14 protein-coding genes are annotated in these 19,429 nt (G+C 70.9%); 9 read left to right on the top strand and 5 right to left on the bottom strand.

Translation table 11 applies throughout. The annotated features are described in order from the left end of the window. The first annotated feature begins 24 nt into the window (after nt 1–24). From ACZ49J_RS43335 to ACZ49J_RS43305, 7 genes are all read left to right on the top strand, one after another. Nucleotides 25–990: a glycosyltransferase family 2 protein gene (locus ACZ49J_RS43335; RefSeq protein WP_467456791.1), complete on the top strand. Its 966-nt coding sequence runs from the start codon at nt 25–27 to the stop codon at nt 988–990. A 3-nt stretch (nt 991–993) separates the two neighbouring features. Continuing rightward, nucleotides 994–2,346: a polysialyltransferase family glycosyltransferase gene (locus ACZ49J_RS43330; RefSeq protein ID WP_467456792.1), complete on the top strand. Its 1,353-nt coding sequence runs from the start codon at nt 994–996 to the stop codon at nt 2,344–2,346. Nucleotides 2,347–2,459: 113 nt separating this feature from the next. Then, a complete protein-coding gene (locus tag ACZ49J_RS43325) occupies nt 2,460–3,542 on the top strand; it encodes an acyltransferase (protein WP_467456794.1) in 1,083 nt (360 codons plus the stop codon). 189 nt (nt 3,543–3,731) lie between these two features. Next, entirely contained in the window at nt 3,732–4,658 is a 927-nt protein-coding gene (locus ACZ49J_RS43320; protein ID WP_467456796.1) for a class I SAM-dependent methyltransferase, read from the top strand. Between the two features lie 320 nt (nt 4,659–4,978). Continuing rightward, a complete protein-coding gene (locus ACZ49J_RS43315; protein ID WP_467456798.1) occupies nt 4,979–6,718 on the top strand; it encodes an alkaline phosphatase family protein in 1,740 nt (579 codons plus the stop codon). A 344-nt stretch (nt 6,719–7,062) separates the two neighbouring features. Beyond that, nucleotides 7,063–8,217 carry an acyltransferase family protein gene (locus ACZ49J_RS43310; RefSeq protein WP_467456800.1) on the top strand — a complete coding sequence of 385 codons (1,155 nt, stop codon included), beginning with the start codon at nt 7,063–7,065 and terminating at the stop codon, nt 8,215–8,217. A 228-nt stretch (nt 8,218–8,445) separates the two neighbouring features. After that, complete coding sequence (locus ACZ49J_RS43305) at nt 8,446–9,372, top strand: class I SAM-dependent methyltransferase (RefSeq protein ID WP_467456801.1); 927 nt, start codon at nt 8,446–8,448, stop codon at nt 9,370–9,372. 195 nt (nt 9,373–9,567) lie between these two features. Here ACZ49J_RS43305 and ACZ49J_RS43300 read toward each other — a convergent pair whose 3' ends face one another. After that, nucleotides 9,568–11,148 carry an acyl-CoA mutase large subunit family protein gene (locus ACZ49J_RS43300; protein WP_467456802.1) on the bottom strand — a complete coding sequence of 527 codons (1,581 nt, stop codon included), beginning with the start codon at nt 11,146–11,148 and terminating at the stop codon, nt 9,568–9,570. Nucleotides 11,149–11,407: 259 nt separating this feature from the next. Here ACZ49J_RS43300 and ACZ49J_RS43295 point away from each other — a divergent pair, with 259 nt between their 5' ends. Then, nucleotides 11,408–12,304 (top strand): L,D-transpeptidase family protein, encoded by an 897-nt coding sequence (locus tag ACZ49J_RS43295; RefSeq protein ID WP_467456803.1) that lies wholly within the window; start codon nt 11,408–11,410, stop codon nt 12,302–12,304. Nucleotides 12,305–12,659: 355 nt separating this feature from the next. Here ACZ49J_RS43295 and ACZ49J_RS43290 read toward each other — a convergent pair whose 3' ends face one another. The 4 genes from ACZ49J_RS43290 to ACZ49J_RS43275 all read right to left on the bottom strand — a co-directional run bounded on the left by ACZ49J_RS43290 (nt 12,660) and on the right by ACZ49J_RS43275 (nt 16,333). Then, the gene (locus tag ACZ49J_RS43290) at nt 12,660–13,715 is read right to left on the bottom strand and encodes a hypothetical protein (protein WP_467456804.1); all 1,056 of its coding nucleotides are present in this window, start codon (nt 13,713–13,715) and stop codon (nt 12,660–12,662) included. Beyond that, nucleotides 13,715–14,377 (bottom strand): RNA polymerase sigma factor, encoded by a 663-nt coding sequence (locus ACZ49J_RS43285; protein WP_467456806.1) that lies wholly within the window; start codon nt 14,375–14,377, stop codon nt 13,715–13,717. Before ACZ49J_RS43285 ends, ACZ49J_RS43290 begins: the two co-directional genes overlap by 1 nt. Before the next feature lie 448 nt (nt 14,378–14,825). Continuing rightward, entirely contained in the window at nt 14,826–15,719 is an 894-nt protein-coding gene (locus ACZ49J_RS43280; protein WP_467456807.1) for a hypothetical protein, read from the bottom strand. Next, nucleotides 15,716–16,333 carry an RNA polymerase sigma factor gene (locus tag ACZ49J_RS43275; RefSeq protein ID WP_467456808.1) on the bottom strand — a complete coding sequence of 206 codons (618 nt, stop codon included), beginning with the start codon at nt 16,331–16,333 and terminating at the stop codon, nt 15,716–15,718. Before ACZ49J_RS43275 ends, ACZ49J_RS43280 begins: the two co-directional genes overlap by 4 nt. Nucleotides 16,334–16,745: 412 nt before the next feature. Here ACZ49J_RS43275 and ACZ49J_RS43270 point away from each other — a divergent pair, with 412 nt between their 5' ends. Beyond that, the gene (locus ACZ49J_RS43270; RefSeq protein ID WP_467456809.1) at nt 16,746–19,397 is read left to right on the top strand and encodes an FG-GAP-like repeat-containing protein; all 2,652 of its coding nucleotides are present in this window, start codon (nt 16,746–16,748) and stop codon (nt 19,395–19,397) included. The last annotated feature ends 32 nt before the right edge of the window (nt 19,398–19,429 follow it).

The following is a 19,429-nucleotide window of genomic DNA, read 5'->3' as shown; positions in this document are numbered from 1 at the left end:
CCTTCTATACATGAGAGGCCCCTTGTGCCGAAGCTGTCCGTCGTCGTGCCTATGCATAATGTGGGCGCCTTCGCTGAGAGCACTCTGAGGAGTCTCGCCAACAACACGGATGACGAGTTCGAGTTCCTGCTCGTGGACGACTGTTCCACGGATTCCACTTCACTCGTACTCGACCGCTGGGCAGGGAGGCTTCCCCACGCCACGGTGATCCGGCACGAGAGGAACATGGGCATAGCCCAGGCACGCAACAGCGGCATCGACGCGGCGAGCGGCGAGTTCATCACCTTCCTCGACGGCGACGACTGGTACGGGCCGGGCCACCTTGCCGAACTGGTGTGCGCAGTCGAGGAGTTGGACTGCGACTTCGCCCGCACCGATCACGTCCAGGCCAACGGTAAGGAGCGGGTGATCCGGCGGCCCCCGGCCCCGGTGCGCAATGCCGTCATGGACCCGCGCGACGGAATAGCGCCGGCCAACATGGAGACGATGGTCGATTACCCCTTCGTCTGGGCGGGGATATACCGCCGGCACCTTTTCGACGACGGCGGAATGCGGTTCGCGACCGAGCTGCGCACGGCCGAGGACCGGCTGTGGATCTGGCGCCTGCACCTGAAGGCCAAGACGTACGCGTCCGTCGGCCTGCACGGGGTGTTCTACCGGCGGGGAGTCGCGACCTCGCTCACCCAGGTCAAGGACTCCCGTCAACTGGACTTCATCCCGGCGTACGACGCGCTGCTGCAGGACGTGCTGAACGACCCGGAGGCCGACCGTTTCCTCCCCAAGGCCGTGCGAACCTACTGCGCCATGATCGCCTTCCACATCGGCAAGGCGGACGAGTACGAGGCCTCGGCGGCCCAGCGGCTGCGGAGGGAGGCGAGGGCCGCGCTCCACCGCATGCCCGAGCAAACGCTCGAGGAAACCCTCAGAACCATCGACAGAACTCGGAGCAGGTTGCTCAGACGCCTGCGTGACGGGCGGAAGGCTGCCTGATCCATGCCCCACAAGACCCAGATCTTCCAGGTTTCGACCCTCTACGGATCGGCCACTCTCGCCGCGGCACTCGACGCGGGCCTGTTCGGACCGCGCGACGGCGCCCGCCGCATCCTGCTGGTCTCCAACAACGCCACCACGCCGGAGACCGCGCTGCACCTCGACGAGATGCACGGGTACGAGCGAATAGCCGGCCGATTCGACTCGGTGGTCAGCTGGAACGAGGCCATCCGCCCGTTCCACCCCAGCGTCTGGGGCCCGCGGGGGAACGACACGGCGATCTGGCAGAAGGCGTTCCGTCTCGCCTGGGGCATCGACGAACGAGAGCTGATCGAGCTCGCCGTCGAGTCGATTCAGGTCAACCCTGCCCGCGCGCTGGCAGCGATCTTCTCCGAGAGCGCCGTTCACGTCTACGCCGACGGCCTGATGAGCTACGGCCCGACCAGGGAAAAGCTTCCTCTGACCATCGGGTGCCGCATCCAGCGGCTGCTCCACCTCGACCTGATCCCCGGCCTGCGGCCGCTGCTGCTGTCGGAGTTCGGCGTGGGGCCCGAGGTCGTCCCGGACGAGGCGTTCCGCGGCGTGCTCGACGAGATCTCCCAGGACGCCGCGGACGACCCGGAGTTGGCGCCCGTCCTGAAGGAGAAGCCAACGGCCGTGCTGCTGGGCCAGTACCTGGCGGCGATCGACATCCTCAGTGCGGAGGAGGAGCAGGACCTCCACGTCCGCATGCTCACCGGGGCGGCGCGAGCCGGGCACCGGTCGGTGGTGTTCAAGCCCCACCCGACGGCCCCCGCCGGCTACTCGACGGCGCTGAGCAAGGCGGCGGAGGAGGCGGGCGTCCGGCTCACCGTGCTGGACGCGCCGCTGCTGGCCGAGACGCTGTACCACCACGGCCGTCCCGAACTCGTCGTCGGTTGTTTCTCGACGGCGATGGTGACCGCCTCCGCCTACTACGGTGTGCCTGTCGGCCGAGTGGGGACCGCCCTGGTGATGGAGCGTCTCAAGCCCTACGCGAACAGCAACCGCGTGCCGCTGGCCGTCGTCGACCACCTGGTGCCCGATCTGGGGCGCGGTGAGGCCCCGGCCGTCGTCGGCGCGGCCCCCGAGTCCTTGTCACCGCTGGTGCGGGCGATGGGTTTCTGCATGCAGCCGAACACGTACGAGGGCCTGCGGGAGTCCACGGTCACCTGGTTGAACGGACACCTGGCCGACGTCCCCGAGTACTACTTCCCCGAGCTGCGGCTGGCCGAGCTCGGCCTTCCCGGCAGCAGCCCGCGGGTGCGCGCGAAGCTCCAGGCCAGGCGCGCGAAGCGAATCGTGCGCCGAGCGGTACGCCGCGGCGCCCAGAAGTGACCCGTCCCGGAGACCGGAGCTGACCGGCGGCGGCCGTCGGATCACCGGCTCACCGGCTCACGTGTCGATCCACTCCTCACCTCCTGCACATCACATCCCATGAAAGGTGCGCGGTGCCGAACAAGACAGCCGTCATCCTGCCGCAGCAGAGCAGCACAACTTCCGGACAGGCCGCCGAACCGCGGGAACACCGCTTCGACGTCGACCTGATGCGACTGATCTGCTCCGCCACCATCATGCTGGGGCACGTGGGCGCCCAGTTCATCCGCGCGACGGAGAACGACTCGGCGAACGGCGCCGGGGCGTACTGGGCCGGCCACATCGCCGAGGCGATCAACCCGTTCGCCGTTCCCCTCTACTTCGCCATCGCCGGCTGGGCGGTGCTGGTCGGCGCACCCCCGCGGGACAGCGGCAAAATGTGGAAGCGGATTGTCCGCAACACCGTCCCGCTCTTCGCGTGGACGGCGATCTACCTGGTCTGGGCCTGGCTGCGGAACCGCAACGACCGGCCCATGACCGAGCTGGCGGCGGACTCCCTCTTCGGTTCCGTGCAGCCCGCCTACCACCTGTGGTTCATGTACAACTACATCCCGATCATCGCGTTGCTCGCCTTCGCGATGCTCATCAAGGCCGGGCAGAGACCCTGGAGGCTGGGAGCCGCGCTGCTCGGCATCGCGGTCCTGCCGAGCGTGCTGACCACCGTCTCCGAGGTCACGGGTCGGGAGATGCCGTCCGTTGCCTGGGGATTCGGTACCTATTCGCTGGTGTACGCGGTCGGGGGCGCATTGCTGTTCGCCCTCCCGGCCGGGGCCGTGCGGTGGCGCTGGCCGCTGGTCGCTCTGCTGCCGGTCACGATGGCCGGGGCCCTCTGGTACAACACGCAGATCCATTACGTGCTGCCCAACGCGCACCTGTTCGTCGCCGCCATGAGCGTCTGCGTGCTGCTCCTGATCAGCAGGATCCGGATCCCCGAGAAGCGGCGGCCGCTGCTGAAGAAGCTGGCCGGCGCCGCGCTCGGCGCCTACATGGTGCATGTGCTGTTCGTCGAGGAACTCGTCGGCCCTCTGGTGTCGCCGGACCTGAGCGGACCGGTGGCGGGGCTGCTCCTGATCGGTCTGGTGCTCACGGTGATGGCGCTGTCGTTCGCGACCAGCCTGCTGTGGGGCAAGCTGAACCTGCGGCGCTGGCTCGGCTGACCATCCGGGCCTGTCGGCAGCCCCCCATACGCCCGGAACACGCGATTCCGACGTGCGGAGTTCGCCACCCGTTTATTGACCGCTCAACTCCGGCCCCCTTCACCACAGAAGACGCGGACCTAGCCTGTCCCCAACCCGCCAGCCGCAACAGTCCGACTCGACTGCCGACGGATTGAGGTCTTCGGTTCCATGAAAAGACGCTCCCTGCTCACCAGTTCGGCTTCTCGGCGCTTGCTGCGCCCGGTGGCCGACCTCATCGACCAGCGCATCGACCGGCGGATCCGCTCGGCGGCGGCGGAGGGCGCCGCCGAGCGGGATCGACTCCGTGACGCTGTCGACCAGATGAAGCAGCAGCAACTCACCGTCGAACTGCTGCTCGGCCCTCGTGCTCGCGGTCTCTCCCGGATCCTGCACCAGGGCCCCCTGGACCGCCTGCACGCCGAGGTGGAGGCGCTGGCCGGGGATCGGGACGCCGCCCTGCGCAACGTCGCCACCGCGTTCCGGCTGCTGGTCGCCCTGGAGTCACTCGGGGTCGGGCGGATCGCCGGCGGCACCATGAACATCTGCGGCAAGCTCGGCACGATCCCGCTGCTCGACCCGCCGAACGACGAGATACTGGAGATCGGCACGCTGTACGGCATGTTCTCCGCCGGGCTGGTCCGGATGCTGGAGCGGGACGGCCGCAGCCCGAGCCTGACGATCGTCGACCCGTTCGCCGGCGTGCAGCTCCAGCCAGGCACCCCGCAGCGCTCCGACCCCACCGGCGCCCCGGTCGACGAGCACGCCGTCCGCACCAACCTCGCCCTGGCCGGGCCGGCGGGCGTCGCCGCCCGGATCCAGCAGGGCTTCTCCGCGGACCCCGACACCCGTGCGGCCGTCTCCGACCGCGGCTACGGCGTGATCGTCGTCGACGGCGACCACTCGGCCGAGGGCGTCGCGAAGGACCTCGAGTGGGCCGAGGAGATCGCCGCACCCGGCGCGATCGTCGTCCTCGACGACTTCGGCGACCCCAAGTGGCCCGGTGTCAAGGACGCGCTGGACAAGCACCTGGCGGGCGAGACGCGTTTCACCTACCTCGGCAAGGCGGCCCTGTCCGCGTTTCTGCGGGCCTCTTGACGCCTTCCGCCGGCCCAGGGAAACGGTCGCGCGGCTCACCGGCCGCCTGCCCCAGCATGCAGCCGGGTGGTGCGGCTGCCTGCGAGGTCCGCTGAACGCGCCGGCCTCGGACGCGGCATCTGCTCTGGCCGAGGCTGCTGGACAAGGAGTACGGCGAACTGCTCGGCCGGCGGCAACTGGGGACGGGGGGACAGATTCTCGGTGTGACGGGTGAACAAGGCCAGGCAGTGGGCCGTACGGACGTACGGCGGACCTGCTTTCCCCCCCACCACCACCACCGGCCCGCCGTTCCACACCGCTTCGTACGGAGGAACCCCCAGGTGGCTGTCTTCACACGGCACCCGCGGCACACGACCAATGACGCCCCTCAGGCCCCGGAACTTCCCGCTGACGAAGGCCGCCTGGCGCGCTGGCGCGCCCTGCACCCCACCGCGGTCCGCGCCCTGCGCCGGACCGTGACCGCCGTCTCGGTGGCCCTGGTCCTCTTCGCGCTGCTGGTGCCCAACACCGCCGAGGCCCTGACGTGGGGCACGTTCGTGCGGATCCCGGTGGAGGCGGTCATCGGTGCCGCGGTGCTGCTTCTGCTGCCCCGCCGCCCACGGCTGGTGGCGGCCGTCGCCGCCGGGATCGGTCTCGGTGCGCTGACCGTGCTCAACCTGCTCGACATGGGCTTCAACGAATACCTCGGCCGCGGCTTCAACCTCGTCCTCGACTGGGGTCTGCTCGACGACGCCCAGTCCTACATGAAGGACATCATGGGCGGGGCGGGCGCGACCTGGCTGGCCGTCGGCGCGGTCGTGCTCGTGCTGCTGCTGTTCACGGTCATGACGCTGGCGACGGTCCGGCTGAGCAATCTGCTCGTCCGGCATCGCATGGTCGCCGTCCGCTCGACGCTCGCCGGCGCCGTCGTATGGATGCTGGCGTACCTGCTGGGCGTGCAGTTCGCCGGGCTGCCGATCGCCTCCGACCACGCGACGGATCTGCTGGAGACCCGGGCGCGGCGGGTGCAGGCCACGCTGCGGGACGAGACGGCGTTCGCGCGGGAGGCGAAGGAGGACACCTTCGGCAGCACGCCCGGCGACCAGCTGGTGCCGGACCTGCGTGGCAAGGACGTCATCTTCACCTTCATCGAGAGCTACGGCCGCACCGCGATCGAGGACCCGGTGACGGCGCCCGGCGTGAGCCGCACCCTGGATACCCGTACCGACGCCCTGACCGCGGCCGGCTTCCACGCGAAGAGCGGATGGCTGACCTCGGCGACGTTCGGCGGCAGCAGCTGGCTCGGCCACTCCACGTTCCTGTCCGGCCTGTGGATCGACAACCAGCAGCGCTACCGGACCGTGACCGCCGGCGACCATCTCACCCTCACCAAGGTGTTCCAGAAGACCGGCGCCTGGGACACGGTCGGGGTGATGCCGGGCGTGCAGAAGGGCTGGCCGGAGCAGAGGTTCTTCGGCCTGGACGATGTGTACAACGCCTTCGAACTGGACTACCGGGGGCCGAAGTTCAGCTGGTCGACCATGCCGGACCAGTACACGATGGAGGCGTTCCAGCGGCTGGAGCACGGAAGGAAGCGTGACAAGCCGCTGATGGCGGAGATCATCCTGACCTCCAGCCATCAGCCGTGGGCGCCGCTCCCCAAGATGGTCGACTGGGAGGAACTCGGCGACGGCTCGCTCTTCGAGGGCATGGCGAAGGCAGGTTTCAAGCCGTCGGAGATCGCGCCCGACGCGGCCCGCTCCAAGGAGGAGTACGGCAAAGCCGTCGAGTATTCGGTGACCAGCCTCACCGAGTGGCTGGAGCGCTACGGCACCGACGACACCGTCCTGGTCTTCCTCGGCGACCACCAGCCGCTGGCGAAGGTGACCGGCCCCAAGGCCAGCCGAGACGTTCCGGTGTCGATCGTCGCCAAGGACCCGAAGGTCCTGGACAAGATCGCCAACTGGGGCTGGACGGACGGGCTCAGGCCGGGCAGCACCTCCCCGGTGTGGAAGATGAGCGCGTTCCGCGACCGCTTCCTGAAGGCATACGGCTCGGTACCGCACCCGTCGAAGGGCTGAGGCCGGCTGATCAGCCGCTGCACCTGCCCAGCTCCGCCTGCTCGCTGGTCCCCGCGCGAGTCGTACGGGTTCTTCAAGAGTTTCGTGAGCGTTCCGGGGCGCCGCACGGGCTTCGCCGACATCGAGGTGAACTGCTGGACACAGGCCGGCGAACCCCCGGCTCATCGAACATTCTGGCGTCAATCGGCGTCCTAGGATGGCGGGCGGCGTCACGGGGTGTTGACGGCGCCCGCGGGGGTCACAACGATTGCGGGCTTTGGGCAGGACGGGCGCTTCGGGCGCACCGGCGCACGAGCAGACCCGCGGACGGTTCCAGGTATCCGAGGTACACGAGGTATACGAGCGTGACCGAGACGGTCGTCAGCAGATCAAAGCCGCAGCCCGCCGCCACGGCGTTCACCGGACCGGGGGACGCCACGACAGCCCGGCCGCGCCCGAAGGCGGCCGGCGGTCGGCTGCGCGCGCTGGACGGGCTGAGGCTGCTGGCCGCGCTGATGGTCGCGTTATACCACTACGCCGGACGAGACGGTGATGTGGCCCGTGCGTGGGGATCGTCGCCGAACGACCAGTTCCCCACGTTGCACTCGTGGGCTGCGTACGGGTGCCTCGGAGTCCAGGTCTTCTTCGTGATCAGTGGGTTCGTGATCTGCATGAGCGGCTGGGGCAGACCCCTGAAGTCGTTCTTCGCCTCCCGTGCCTCCCGGCTGCTTCCCGCCTACTGGGTGGCGGTGGTGCTCGTCGCGGCGGTGTTCGCGCTGCCGATGGTGACCTACAAAGCGGTCTCGCCGAGCGACGCGCTGGTGAATCTGACCATGCTGCAGATGCCGCTCGGCGTCGACCGGGTGCTCGGGGTGTGCTGGACGCTGTGGGCGGAGATCCGCTTCTACGCGCTGTTCGCGCTGTGCGTCGTGCTCCCCGGAGCGAGCCGCCGCCGGGTGATCATGTTCTGCGCGGTCTGGACGCTTGCGGCGGTGATCACGCAGAACGCGAAGATGCCGCTGCTCGACATCGTCGTGATGCCCGAGTACGCCCCGTTCTTCGTCGGCGGCGTCGGCCTCTACCTCGTCCACCGCGACCGGCGGGACGCGTACGCGTGGGGCATCGTGGCCGTGAGCTTCCTGATCGGGCAGCACTACGCGGTGCGCAACCTGTGGAACGCGGCCGACCCCAACGCCTTCGCCCACCGCACGTCCTACGGCATCGTCCTCGTCGTCGCCTTCGGCTTCATCGCAGTCGCGGCGATCGCGCTGGGCTGGCTGAACTGGGCGAACTGGCGTTGGCTGACGGTGGCGGGGGCGCTTACCTATCCGTTCTACCTGATACACGAGCACCTCGGCTGGGTGGTGATCCACGCCCTGCACCGCGGCCTGGGCCTGGCGTCGGCGGAGACCTTGGCCCTGACGGTGACCTCGATGCTGCTGGTGGCCTGGCTCCTGCACCGGTACGTGGAGAAGCCGCTGACGCCGTGGCTACGGGCGGTGCTGGCGAAGGCCCGTTAGCGCTCCGCCGGGAGGCTTCGCCGGGGCTGCCGCGACAGGCCGTCGATCGTCTGTGGGCGGTCGTGGCTGGTCGCGCCACGCCCGGCGGAGCCGCATATCGGCACAGACCCCCCGCCCCCTTGGAGCGTCGTCGAACCGCGACCGACTTCGCCGGGGCCACCCTCGGCTCTTCACGGGACGTTCAACCGGACGTCGGTTTGCGCAGCGCTCAGGGAGCAGGCTCGTGTCATGGCCAACGCACAAACAACTGACACGTACCCCGGCGAGCTCGCGGACATTCCGGGTTGGTTCCCGCCCCTGGACCAGGTCCTGTTCACCTGGTTCCTCGACCGGCAGGAGAAGACGGGGCTGAGGGGCGATCTGCTGGAACTCGGCGCCTACATGGGCAAGAGCGCGACTCTCCTCGGCCATCACCTGCGGGACGGCGAGACGTTCACCGTGTGCGACCTGTTCGAGAGCGACGCCCCGGACGAGTCCAATCGGGCCGAGACCACGAAATCGTACGCCTCCCTCACCCGGCAGGCCTTCGAGCGGAACTACCTCTCCTTCCACGACGCCCTGCCGACGGTGATCCAGGCGCCCAGCTCCGTGATCTCCAAGGAGGTCGACCCCGGCACCTGCCGCTTCGTCCACATCGACGCCTCGCACCTGTACGAGCACGTGTACGGCGACATCGGCGCGGCCCGGGAGATCCTGCTGCCCGAGGGCGTCGTGGTCCTCGACGACTTCCGCTCCGAGCACACCCCTGGCGTCTCCGTCGCCGCCTGGGAGGCCGTGCTCAACCGGGGGCTGCGCCCGATCTGCCTCAGTACGCAGAAGCTGTACGGCACCTGGGGCGATCCCGAACCGTTGCGGGAGGAGCTGCTCGCGATGCTCCGGGAGCGCACGGACTGCGGCCTGAGCGTGCAGGAGGCCGCCGGTCACCGCCTGATCCGCACCCGGTCGAAGGGCATGCAGCCGCCACCGTTCCCGCGCTCCCGGCACCATGTGCCACCGGCACCCGCGTCGCAGGCTCCCCCGGCGCCCCAGACGCAGGCTGCCGCCCGGCGCCCCGGCCCCGCCCGGTCCCGCTCCCGTGCCCGCCGCCTCGCCGCCGACCTGCTGCCACCTATCGTCACCCGGGCCATACGCAGGGCGCGCACGGTCCGCGCCTGAGCCACCCCCTGCCGTCGACAGTCAGCGAAGATCTCCGCGCCCGCCTGAGCCGACCGGGGAATGGCGGCCAATAGGCGGGCGCGTCGCTCCATGTCGACTCCGGCGTAGCGGGAGCCGCTGAAGACCTGGCGCCGTCGCGGCAGCCCAGCAGCGCCGCGCGCGGTCCGCGGTTGAGGACAGTCGTAACCGCCCGGTTCAGAACGCGTCCGTCGGCACGTAGGTCCCCCACACCTCCCGCAACGCGTTGCACACCTCACCCACCGTGGCCCGCGCCCGCAGCGCGTCCTTCATCGGGTACAGGACGTTGTCCGTGCCCTCGGCGGCCTTCTTCAGGTCGGCCAGGGCGACGTCCACCGCCTGCTGGTCCCGCTCGGCGCGGAGCTTGGCCAGGCGCTCGGCCTGCTGGGCCTCGATGGCGGGGTCGACACGCAGCGGCTCGTACGGCTCCTCCTCGTCGAGCTGGAAGCGGTTGACACCGACCACGACCCGCTCGCCGGAGTCGGTCTCCTGGGCGATGCGGTAGGCGCTGCGCTCGATCTCGTTCTTCTGGAAGCCGCGCTCGATCGCGTTGACCGCGCCACCGAGCTCCTCGACCTTCGTCATCAGCTCCACGGCCGCGGCCTCGACGTCGTCGGTCATCTTCTCGATGACGTAGGAGCCCGCGAACGGGTCCACCGTCGCCGTCACATCCGTCTCGTACGCCAGCACCTGCTGCGTCCGCAGGGCCAGCCGTGCACTTTTGTCCGTCGGCAGAGCGATGGCCTCGTCGAAGGAGTTGGTGTGCAGCGACTGCGTGCCGCCGAGCACCGCCGCCAGGCCCTGGACGGCGACGCGGACCAGGTTCACCTCCGGCTGCTGGGCCGTCAGCTGCACGCCGGCCGTCTGGGTGTGGAAGCGCAGCATCAGCGACTTGGGGTTCTTCGCGCCGAACTCCTCCCTCATCACCCGCGCCCAGATCCGGCGGGCGGCACGGAACTTGGCCACCTCCTCCAGGATCGTCGTGCGCGCCACGAAGAAGAAGGAGAGCCGGGGCGCGAAGTCGTCCACGTCCATCCCGGCCGCGACCGCCGTGCGCACGTACTCGATGCCGTCCGCCAGCGTGAACGCGATCTCCTGCGCGGGCGAGGCGCCCGCCTCCGCCATGTGGTATCCGGAGATCGAGATCGTGTTCCACTTCGGGATCTCGGCCCTGCAGTACTTGAAGATGTCCGCGATCAGCCGCAACGACGGCTTGGGCGGGAAGATGTACGTGCCGCGCGCGATGTACTCCTTCAGCACGTCGTTCTGGATCGTGCCCGTCAGCTGCTCGGGGCTGACGCCCTGCTCCTCGGCGACCAGCTGGTACAGGAGCAGCAGGAGGGCCGCGGGGGCGTTGATGGTCATCGACGTGGACACCTTGTCCAGCGGGATCCCGCCGAACAGCACCCGCATGTCGTCGATCGAGTCGATCGCCACGCCCACCTTGCCGACCTCGCCGTGCGCGATCGGCGCGTCGGAGTCGTGGCCCATCTGGGTGGGCAGGTCGAAGGCGACCGACAGACCCATCGTGCCGTTGGCGATGAGCTGCTTGTAGCGGGCGTTCGACTCCGTCGCCGTACCGAAACCGGCGTACTGGCGCATCGTCCACGGACGGCCCGTGTACATCGACGGGTAGACGCCCCGCGTGAACGGGTACTTCCCCGGCTCACCCAGCTTCTCGGCCGCGTCCCAGCCCTCCAGCGCCTCCGGACCGTACACGGGCTCGATGGGCAGTCCGGACTCCGACTCACGCGCCATGGTGTGTGCCTCCGCGTTACTTGGTTACTCGCTGGTACGAACGACCCTCGCTGACGGACTGTAGCGGCGGCCGTGCGACCGGTGGAGGGGCCCACGCTGGGACCTTGCTCACAAGGGTCCGCCCCCTACTCCGTTCCCCACAACGCGGCCCGGTTCGCAACCGCTCGCGCCCGGGGAACATCTCAGGTGACACATCCGGACATGAGCCGGATCTCGGGGCACGGTGAGACAACGGGGGGCCGTTATGCGTATCAGGGGCATGCGGAGATCGGTTGCCGCGCTCGTGGCGCTCGTCACGGTCGGCGGATGCACGGCCCAGGCGGTGGATGTGAACGGCGGGCAGCGCCGGCCGATACGCATCGACGTCACGGCCACGCCGTACGGCGAGCAGGACCGGAGCGTGTCCGGCGGCGGGAACAGCGGCAAGGCCGGCACGGACCAGAAGTCCGGCTCGGACGGGAAGAACGGAGACGGCGGGGACCTGCCCGCCGCCTCCACCCCCTCGACCGCTTCCGCGACCCCGCCCCGGACCCTGTGGTCCCGGGGCGACAAAGGCCGGGACGTCCGCGAGGTGCAGGCCCGGCTGCGGCAGGTCGCCTGGCTCTTCGACGGGCCCACCGGCGAGTACGACGACCTGACCGTCCAGGCCGTCAAGGGCTTCCAGGGCAAGCGAGGACTGCCGCGGACGGGTGAGACCGACAGCGTGACCTGGGCGCGGCTGCTGCGGATGACGCGGGAGCCCACCAAGTGGGAGCTGTACGCCTTCGGCGGGCAGCGGGCCGCGGCGCCGGACCCGCGGTGCATGACGGGACGGGTGCTGTGCATCAGCAAGACCAGCCGGACGCTGCGCTGGATGGTCGACGGCCGGACCCTGTCTACGGTCGACGTGCGGTTCGGCTCGCAGTACACGCCGACCCGCGAGGGGGTCTTCAACGTCTACTTCAAGTCCCGCCACCACTGGTCGACGCTCTACGACACTCCCATGCCGTACGCGATGTTCTTCAGCGGCGGTCAGGCGGTCCACTACTCGTCGGACTTCGCGGCCCGCGGCTACTACGGGGCGTCCCACGGCTGCGTCAACGTGCACGACGAGGCGAAGATCGCCCAGTTGTTCGCACAGGTGCGGAACGGGGACAAGGTCGTCGTGTACTGGTGAGCCGGCGCACGTCACACCGTGCGCGCCGTTCCTGCCGCCCCCTGGTTCCTGCCGACCCCCGTTGACCTGCGACTTTGCGACTCGGCAGATTTTTTTCCCGGTGGGGTGTGACGTTTTCGGGCTGCCGAGCGCAGTACTCAGTGAGCCGACTGGTCATCGGCCGTCGCACAGAGCCGGGGTTCCCCCCGTACCCACGGCTCAGTGCACCTCGGCGCGGGCGGGGCACGTTCCCCCGGCCCCGCCCGCGCCCTCAACTCCCCCGCATCCATCAGGACGCGTCCGGCGCCGGTTCTCTATGCCTGCTGTGGCGCACATCACAACGCCGCACCACTGAGACGTGCGGCGGCCGGGAAACTCACATGAGGCCCGGCTCCGAGCCGAAGCCGCCGTGGCCGCGGAGGCCGTTGCCCGGGTGCCCGTTGCCGCCGGGCAGGGTGCCGGAGCGGTCGCCGCCGCCTCTGCCCCGGCCGCCGCCGTCCTCGCCGCCCTTGCCCTCGCCGCCACCGCCCTTGTCCCGGCCGGAGCCCGGGTCGCCATTGCCGGGGGTGCCGGGCCCCCGGCGGTCCGAGGTGCCCGTGGCATTGCGGTCACCCTGGTTGCCCAGGATGCCCTTGCAGTACTTGTTCACCTTGCCCTTGCCGCCGGCCGCGCCCTCCAGGCCGCGCCTGCGGTCAAGGTCCAGCTTCTTGCCTGCGCGGACGTCGCGGCAGGCCGAGAGCACCCCGGCGCGCCATCCGGTGCCGGAACCCCGCCACTTGTCCCCGGAGCTCTCGTCCTCGGAGCCTGGCTTCCCGGTGGCGCCACCGCCCCGGGCCATGTCGTCCCCCGCGTCCCCGTCGTCCGCTCCGCCCGCGGTCGCGCCGGACGAGGGCTCACCGGCCGGCCGGTTCTCCCTGCCCTCCGGCGACGGCGACGCGTCCGGCGGGCCGGGCGTCACCGGGGCGGGCACCGTCGCACCGGGCTCCGGCCGGTCGTCACGGAACGGAGTCGGCAGGACTCCGGCGGCGGCGGCCACGGCGACGCCGCCGAGCATCCCGGCGGCCAGCGTCGCGGCCAACGTGAACCGCGCCGGACGGCCCCGGCGCACCCGCCGGACCTCCGGCCCCGGCCGCCCGAGCCGCACGAGCCCGGCGTCGGCGGAGGGGGCGGTGGCGTGCGTACGGGCACCGGCGGACAGCGCCATGTCCTCGCTGTCCCGCTCCGCGCGTGCCTTGCGAAAGGCCGCCAACGCGGCCTCTTCTCCGGGCAGTTCGGCCTCCGCGGGAGGCATGGCGGGGATCAGCGCGTCCAGGGCTCCGGTGAGCCGGTCGGCGGCGGCACGGACGTCGGCGTCGACGGCTTCCAGCGGCTCACCACGCAGTAGGCGCTCCGCCGCTTCGCGGCCCAGCCACTTGTACTGCTCGTCGGCCATCACATGTCCTTCTGCGTCCGCGAACGCATATGCGTCACACCGGCGGACGTCACCGCGCGTGTCGGCGCTTCTCTCTGAGGGGGTACGGCGTCGAGTGCGCCGGTTGACTCCGGGTCCGCCCCGAGCAGCTCCGCCAGCCGCTTGAGTCCTCGGTGCGCGGCGGTGCGTACGGCTCCGGGCCGCTTGCCCAGGGTGTCGGCGGCCGTCTTGGCGTCGAGGCCCACGACGACGCGGAGGACGACCGCCTCCGCCTGGTCCTGCGGAAGCTGGGCGATCAGTGAGAGCGTGCGGCCGGTGGCGAGCGCCTCCATGGCCTCGCCCGCGGTGTCCGACTCGGCCGCCTTTCCGGTCAGCTCGGTCTCGTCACCGCCGATCGCCGGGCGCCGCCCGCGCATGCGTATGTGGTCGAGGGCGCGGTTGCGGGCGATACGGGCGGCCCAGCCCCGGAACCGGTCCGCGTCCCCGCTGAACCGCTCCAGGTCCCTGGCGATCTGCAACCACGCCTCGGAGGTCACGTCCTCCGCGTCCGGGTCGCCGACCAGCGTCCGCACGTATCCGAGCAGGCGCGGGTGCACCGCGCGGTACACAGTCCGGAACGCGGTCTCGTCCCCGTCCTGTGCCGCAAGTACGGCGGCGGTCAGTTCCGCGTCGTCCCCCAGCACCTGCGCGCCCCTCTTTGCGCCTAAGCCGGCGCCGCTTTCGCGGACCCGCTTCTCACCGTCGTGGTTGCTCAATTGATGGTTGCGGTCATCTGGCCGGCCGTCGGTGGTTGCGGGTGGTCGTCCGCCTTCCGTGCTCCGGCGCGAAACGCACGTTACGGCCTGAATCCGCCCCTCGTCCATGTCCGTAGAACATGCAACTGACTCGTGATGCCGTGAGGTGTGACAGAAAGCGCACCGGTGGCGCTGTAGAGAGTACGGGTCGCCGCGCGGCCCGTGCCGCGCGACGGTCGGGGCCTCTCCTGTGGGGGGTGGCGGCCCCGGCCGTTGCCATCGGCGGAGTTGGCCGGGTGCCTTGCGAGTACGGGGGTCTTGCGAGCACGCCGGCCCTACTTCTTTCGGGACCGCCTCCGGCCGCCCCTACTTCTTCTGGGACCGCCTCCCGCCGCCCCTACTTCTTCCTGGGCTTTCCCGCTTCGGAAGCCGTGGCGCGCGCGGTGGCGGGGGTGTCGCCCGCGCCGCCGGAGCCGCCGGTGTCGCCCGCGGAACCCGATACGGCGGACGGGTCGGCGCCCTGCTCCTGCCCCCGCTCCTGCCCTTGCTCCTGCTCCTGGCTCTGACCCTGCTCCTGGCCCTGGCCCTCGCCGCCGCCTTCGTCGCCGCTCTCGCCGAGTTGCCTGGCGCAGTACGCGTCCACCCGCGCCTCGCCTCCGGCCGCGTCGGTCAGACGCTGCCAGGCACGGGCGTCCAGCGCCTGGCCACTGTCCTTGACCTTCACGTAGGCGCGGCACTGGGCCTCGGCGTCCTGGGCCTGCGAGGGAAGGTCCGACGGACCCGACGGGGAGGCCCCCGGACCGGGGGCGGCCGGCGAACCGGCCGAACCCGAGGTCGCCGCCCCGGGCCGCTCGGGGGAGTTGCTCGACGATCCGCCGCGCCCGCGCCCCTCGCTGTCGCCGCCCGACGAGACGCCGATGGCGGCCACGGCGACCCCACCCAGGGTCAGGCTGGCCAGCAGCGCCGCGAGCGTGGCCCGCAGCGAGCGACCGGCCCGCCGCTCGCCCCGCGGACGCCAGTCGTCGCGCCGCCGGGTGCGGACCGTGTGGGCCCTCTGCTCACGTGCCTCCAGGAACGCCGCGACGGCCCGCGCCTCACGCTCACTGTCCACCTCATGGACCCGCACGGCGATGAGGAGTACGTCGACCGCGACGGGAGAGGCCTCGGCCAGGAAATCCTGCGGGGCGTCCGCCCCGGGGCGCGCGAAGTGACGGCGGGACGGCGTGCTGTCGCCCAGTTGTCCGCCCATCTCGACTTCACCTCCGCCCGAGGGCTTCCTTTCGCCGTTCATCTCGACTCCCCCAGCGTCCGGGGGTCCTCATCCGTCACACCCTCCGCACCGATCAGCCGCGCCAGGCGCTTGAGCCCGCGGTGCGCGGCGGTGCGGACGGCGCCCGGGCGTTTGCCGAGGACACGTGCGGCGGCGGGCCCGTCCAGACCGACCACCACCCGCAGCAGCACGGCCTCCGCCTGGTCCCGCGGCAGCTGGGCCACCAGCTCCAGGGCGTACTCGGTGGAGAGGGACTCCATCGCCTGGTCGTAGGTGCTGTGGACGCCGGGCAGGTCGAGGACGTCGTTCTCCAGTCCGGTCGCCCGGGGCCGTACCTTCTGCCGGCGCAGATGGTCCAGGGCCCGGTGCCGGGCGATGGTCGCGGTCCAGCCGCGGAAGCCGGCGCCGTCCCCCTTGAACCGTCCGAGGTCCCGCGCGATCTCCAGCCACGCGTCGGACGCGACGTCCTCCGCGTCGTTGCCCACCAGACCCCGCAGATAGCCGAGCAGGCCCGGCTGCACGATCCGGTACGCCACGGCGAACGCGGCCTCGTCCCCCTCCTGGGCCCGCGCGACGGCAGCACCCAGCTCCCCGTCGTACGACTGCACGCGGCGGGGTTCCCCTCGCTGGCTCACTACTGTCCTCGTTCGCACCGAGATCGAGTTCGAGTCCTCCGGTCCGGCCGGACGCTGGTCACTTCCGGCCGTGTCCACGTCCTCCAAGGTCAACAGCGCCGAGGGACACAGAACTGTCACTGCTCACCCTGAGCCGCTGCGGCCCCAGGGCTCTCCCGCCGGACCAACACCGGGTGCGCTCACAGGAGTTGGCGACGGGGAGGGACGACGGTCACGGCTCGGCACGGGGAAGGCCGACAGCACGACCCGTTGGGGTGATGTACCCCACACCTTCCCTTCGCGATGATGATGTTCCGCCCTCCTTGTGTGCTCAATAGAGGGCTGCCCGTGTGCCGGGTGTTTGCTTGTGTTGGTTTTCTAGGGGTGGGGCATTTTGAGGCGCGCTAAGAGCCATGCGTACCGGCCGCTCAGCGTGAAGCGGAGGGCATGGCTGACGCTGGGGGCCGTCGTGATGGGTGGGGCGGGCGTCGTGACGTACGCCGTCGCCAGTCCGAGCGGTGAGCCGGTTACCGACGGGCCACGCGCCAAGCGGCCCGTCGACGTGCACGATGTCGCGCTGTCCGCCGCGGGCAGCGGCGCGCGCGAGGCGGCGCGGCTGGCGCGGACGGACACCGAGGAGTTCTCGCTCCTCGGCGTCTCCTGGTCCGGCGCCACCGCCGCACTCGACGGCACCGCCCAGGTCCGTACCCGGAGCCTCGCGACCGGCGAGTGGACCGGCTGGCGGGCCCTGGACGTGACCCCGCTGCCCGTCGACCCGAGCGAGCCGGGTGAACAGGGCGAGCGCGGCGCCAGGAAGGCGCGCGGGGCATCCGAGCCGCTGTGGGTCGGCCCCAGTGACGGCGTCGAGGCACGGGTCCTCGCCGCGGACGGATCGTCGACCGCCGGGCTGCCCAAGGGGCTCGAGGTCAACCTCGTCGACCCCGGCGTGACGGCGTCCGAGCTGCGGAACAAGGGGCTCGACGCCACCACGGGCGCGGCCACCGGCATGAGCAACGCCGCGTTCGTCGCCGACGGCCCCTCGGCCACGCCCTCGGACAGCGCCTCTCCCTCGGACTCCGCGTCCCCCGAGGACACGACCGGGTCCGAGACCGACTCCCCCACCCCGGCGGTCACCCCGGCCCCGCTGGCCTCCACCGTCAAGCGGCCCCCGATCGTCTCGCGTGCCCGCTGGGGCGCGGCCGAGTCCACGGTGACGGGCTCGCCCCAGTACATCGACGAGATCAGCGCGGTCTTCGTGCACCACACGGCCGGCACGAACGCCTACAGCTGCGCCCAGTCCCCGGCGCTGATCCGCGCGATCATGGCGTACGACGTCGAGACGGCCGGGCGCGGCGACATCGGCTACAACTTCCTCGTCGACAAGTGCGGCCGCATCTTCGAGGGCCGCGCGGGCGGTGCCGACCTGCCGGTGCGCGGCGACCACACGCACGGCTTCAACGGCGACTCCCTGGGCATCGCGGTCCTCGGCGACTTCGAGGGCGGCAAACCGACGCGGGCCGCCGTGGAGTCCGTGGCGCGGCTGGCCGCGTGGAAGCTCGGCCAGTACGGCGGCGACCCGGCCGGCGAGGTCACGCTGACCGCGTCCGAGGACACCGGTGTGTACGCCAAGGACGAGCAGGCGACGCTGGACGTGATCTCCGGCGGCAAGGACGCGGCCACCACCACGTCCCCGGGCAGGAACCTCTACGCCAAGCTCGCCGAGATCCGCCGCTACGCGGCCTCCCCCGGCAAGAACTCCGCGATCCCGACGGCCGACTACACGGGTGACGGGATCAGCGACCTCGTGGCCGCCACCCCGAAGACGGGCAGCGGCTGGCTCACCCTCGTCCCCGGCGGCGTCAGCGCCCCGGTCTCCGCCTCGAAGCTCCGCATGAACCAGGCGAGCACGGGTGTCCCGGGTGCCGCCGAATCCGGTGACCAGTGGGGCGCCGCCACCGCGTGGGGCGACATCAACGGCGACGGCTACGCGGACCTCGCGATCGGCGCGCCCGGCGAGGACGACTCCTCCGGGCACAAGGACCGCGGTGCGGTGACGATCCTGTACGGCCCGAAGTTCGACAGCGAGGCTGACGCCGACACCATGGCGCTCGGCGACGACTACAACCCGAACAGCGCGAGGTTCGGCTCGACCGTGGCCGTGGGCGACTTCAACGCCGACGGCAGGGCGGACGTCTTCACCGCGGCCACCGGCACCGGCGGCAACTGGGCCGCCCGCCTGGGCGACGGCCACGAGGTGGCGGGCGACATCACGACGGTGACCGGCTCCCTCGCCTACGCCGACGCGGCGAGCGGTGACTTCAACCGGGACGGCTACGCGGACGTGGCGCTCAACTACCGTGACGCCTCCGGCGCCGGCAAGGTCGCCTGGTTCAAGGGCTCCCGGTCCCTCGGGCTGACCAAGGTCTCCACGCTCACCGTCAAGGGCGGCCGATCGATCGCCGCGGGCGACGTGAACGGCAACGGCTACGACGACATCGTCATCGGCCAGCCGTACAAGGGCGAGTCCGCGGGCGCCGCGGGAGGCCAGGTCACCATGGTCCCCGGCACGTCCACGGGCTTCACGACCACCGGCATGACCACCGTCCACCAGGGCACCAGCGGCGTGGAGGGCGCCTCGGAGGACAGCGACGCCTTCGGCGCCTCTGTCTCGGTCGGCGACTTCAACGCCGACGGTTACGCGGACGTCCTGACGGGCGCCCCGAACGAGGACATCACCCGCGCCGACAAGAACCGCTCCAACGCGGGGTCGGTCTGGCTCCTCAAGGGCACGTCGTCCGGCCTGACGGGCACCGGCTCCCTCGCCCTCTCCCAGGACGCGCCGGACGTCCCCGGTTCCACGGAGACCGACGACAAGTTCGGCTCGGCCGTCTCCCTGACCGACCTCACGGGCGACGGCTACGCCGACCTCACCATCGGCGCCGAGGGCGAGGACACCGGAAACGGCACCCTCCTGTGGGTCCCGGTCGCGAACGGCACGGTCACGACCACCAGGTCGGCGTACTACGGCTTGACGCAGTTGGGCACGTCGACGGGGGGCAGGCTGGGCCAGGTGCTGACGCCGTAGCACACACGTCGCAAGGACGCCGGACGGGCTGA

Source organism: Streptomyces sp. NPDC030840 (assembly GCF_055572015.1).
This window is presented reverse-complemented; position numbering and strand designations above follow the sequence as displayed.

Excerpts from the sequence above, each read along its gene's own strand:
- ACZ49J_RS43320 (WP_467456796.1), top strand. The coding sequence starts at position 3,732 with ATGAAAAGACGCTCCCTGCTCACCAGTTCGGCTTCTCGGCGCTTGCTG.
- ACZ49J_RS43305 (WP_467456801.1), top strand. The coding sequence starts at position 8,446 with ATGGCCAACGCACAAACAACTGACACGTACCCCGGCGAGCTCGCGGAC.
- ACZ49J_RS43280 (WP_467456807.1), bottom strand. The coding sequence starts at position 15,719 with ATGAACGGCGAAAGGAAGCCCTCGGGCGGAGGTGAAGTCGAGATGGGC.
- ACZ49J_RS43295 (WP_467456803.1), top strand. The coding sequence starts at position 11,408 with ATGCGGAGATCGGTTGCCGCGCTCGTGGCGCTCGTCACGGTCGGCGGA.
- ACZ49J_RS43330 (WP_467456792.1), top strand. The coding sequence starts at position 994 with ATGCCCCACAAGACCCAGATCTTCCAGGTTTCGACCCTCTACGGATCG.
- ACZ49J_RS43300 (WP_467456802.1), bottom strand. The coding sequence starts at position 11,148 with ATGGCGCGTGAGTCGGAGTCCGGACTGCCCATCGAGCCCGTGTACGGT.
- ACZ49J_RS43290 (WP_467456804.1), bottom strand. The coding sequence starts at position 13,715 with ATGGCCGACGAGCAGTACAAGTGGCTGGGCCGCGAAGCGGCGGAGCGC.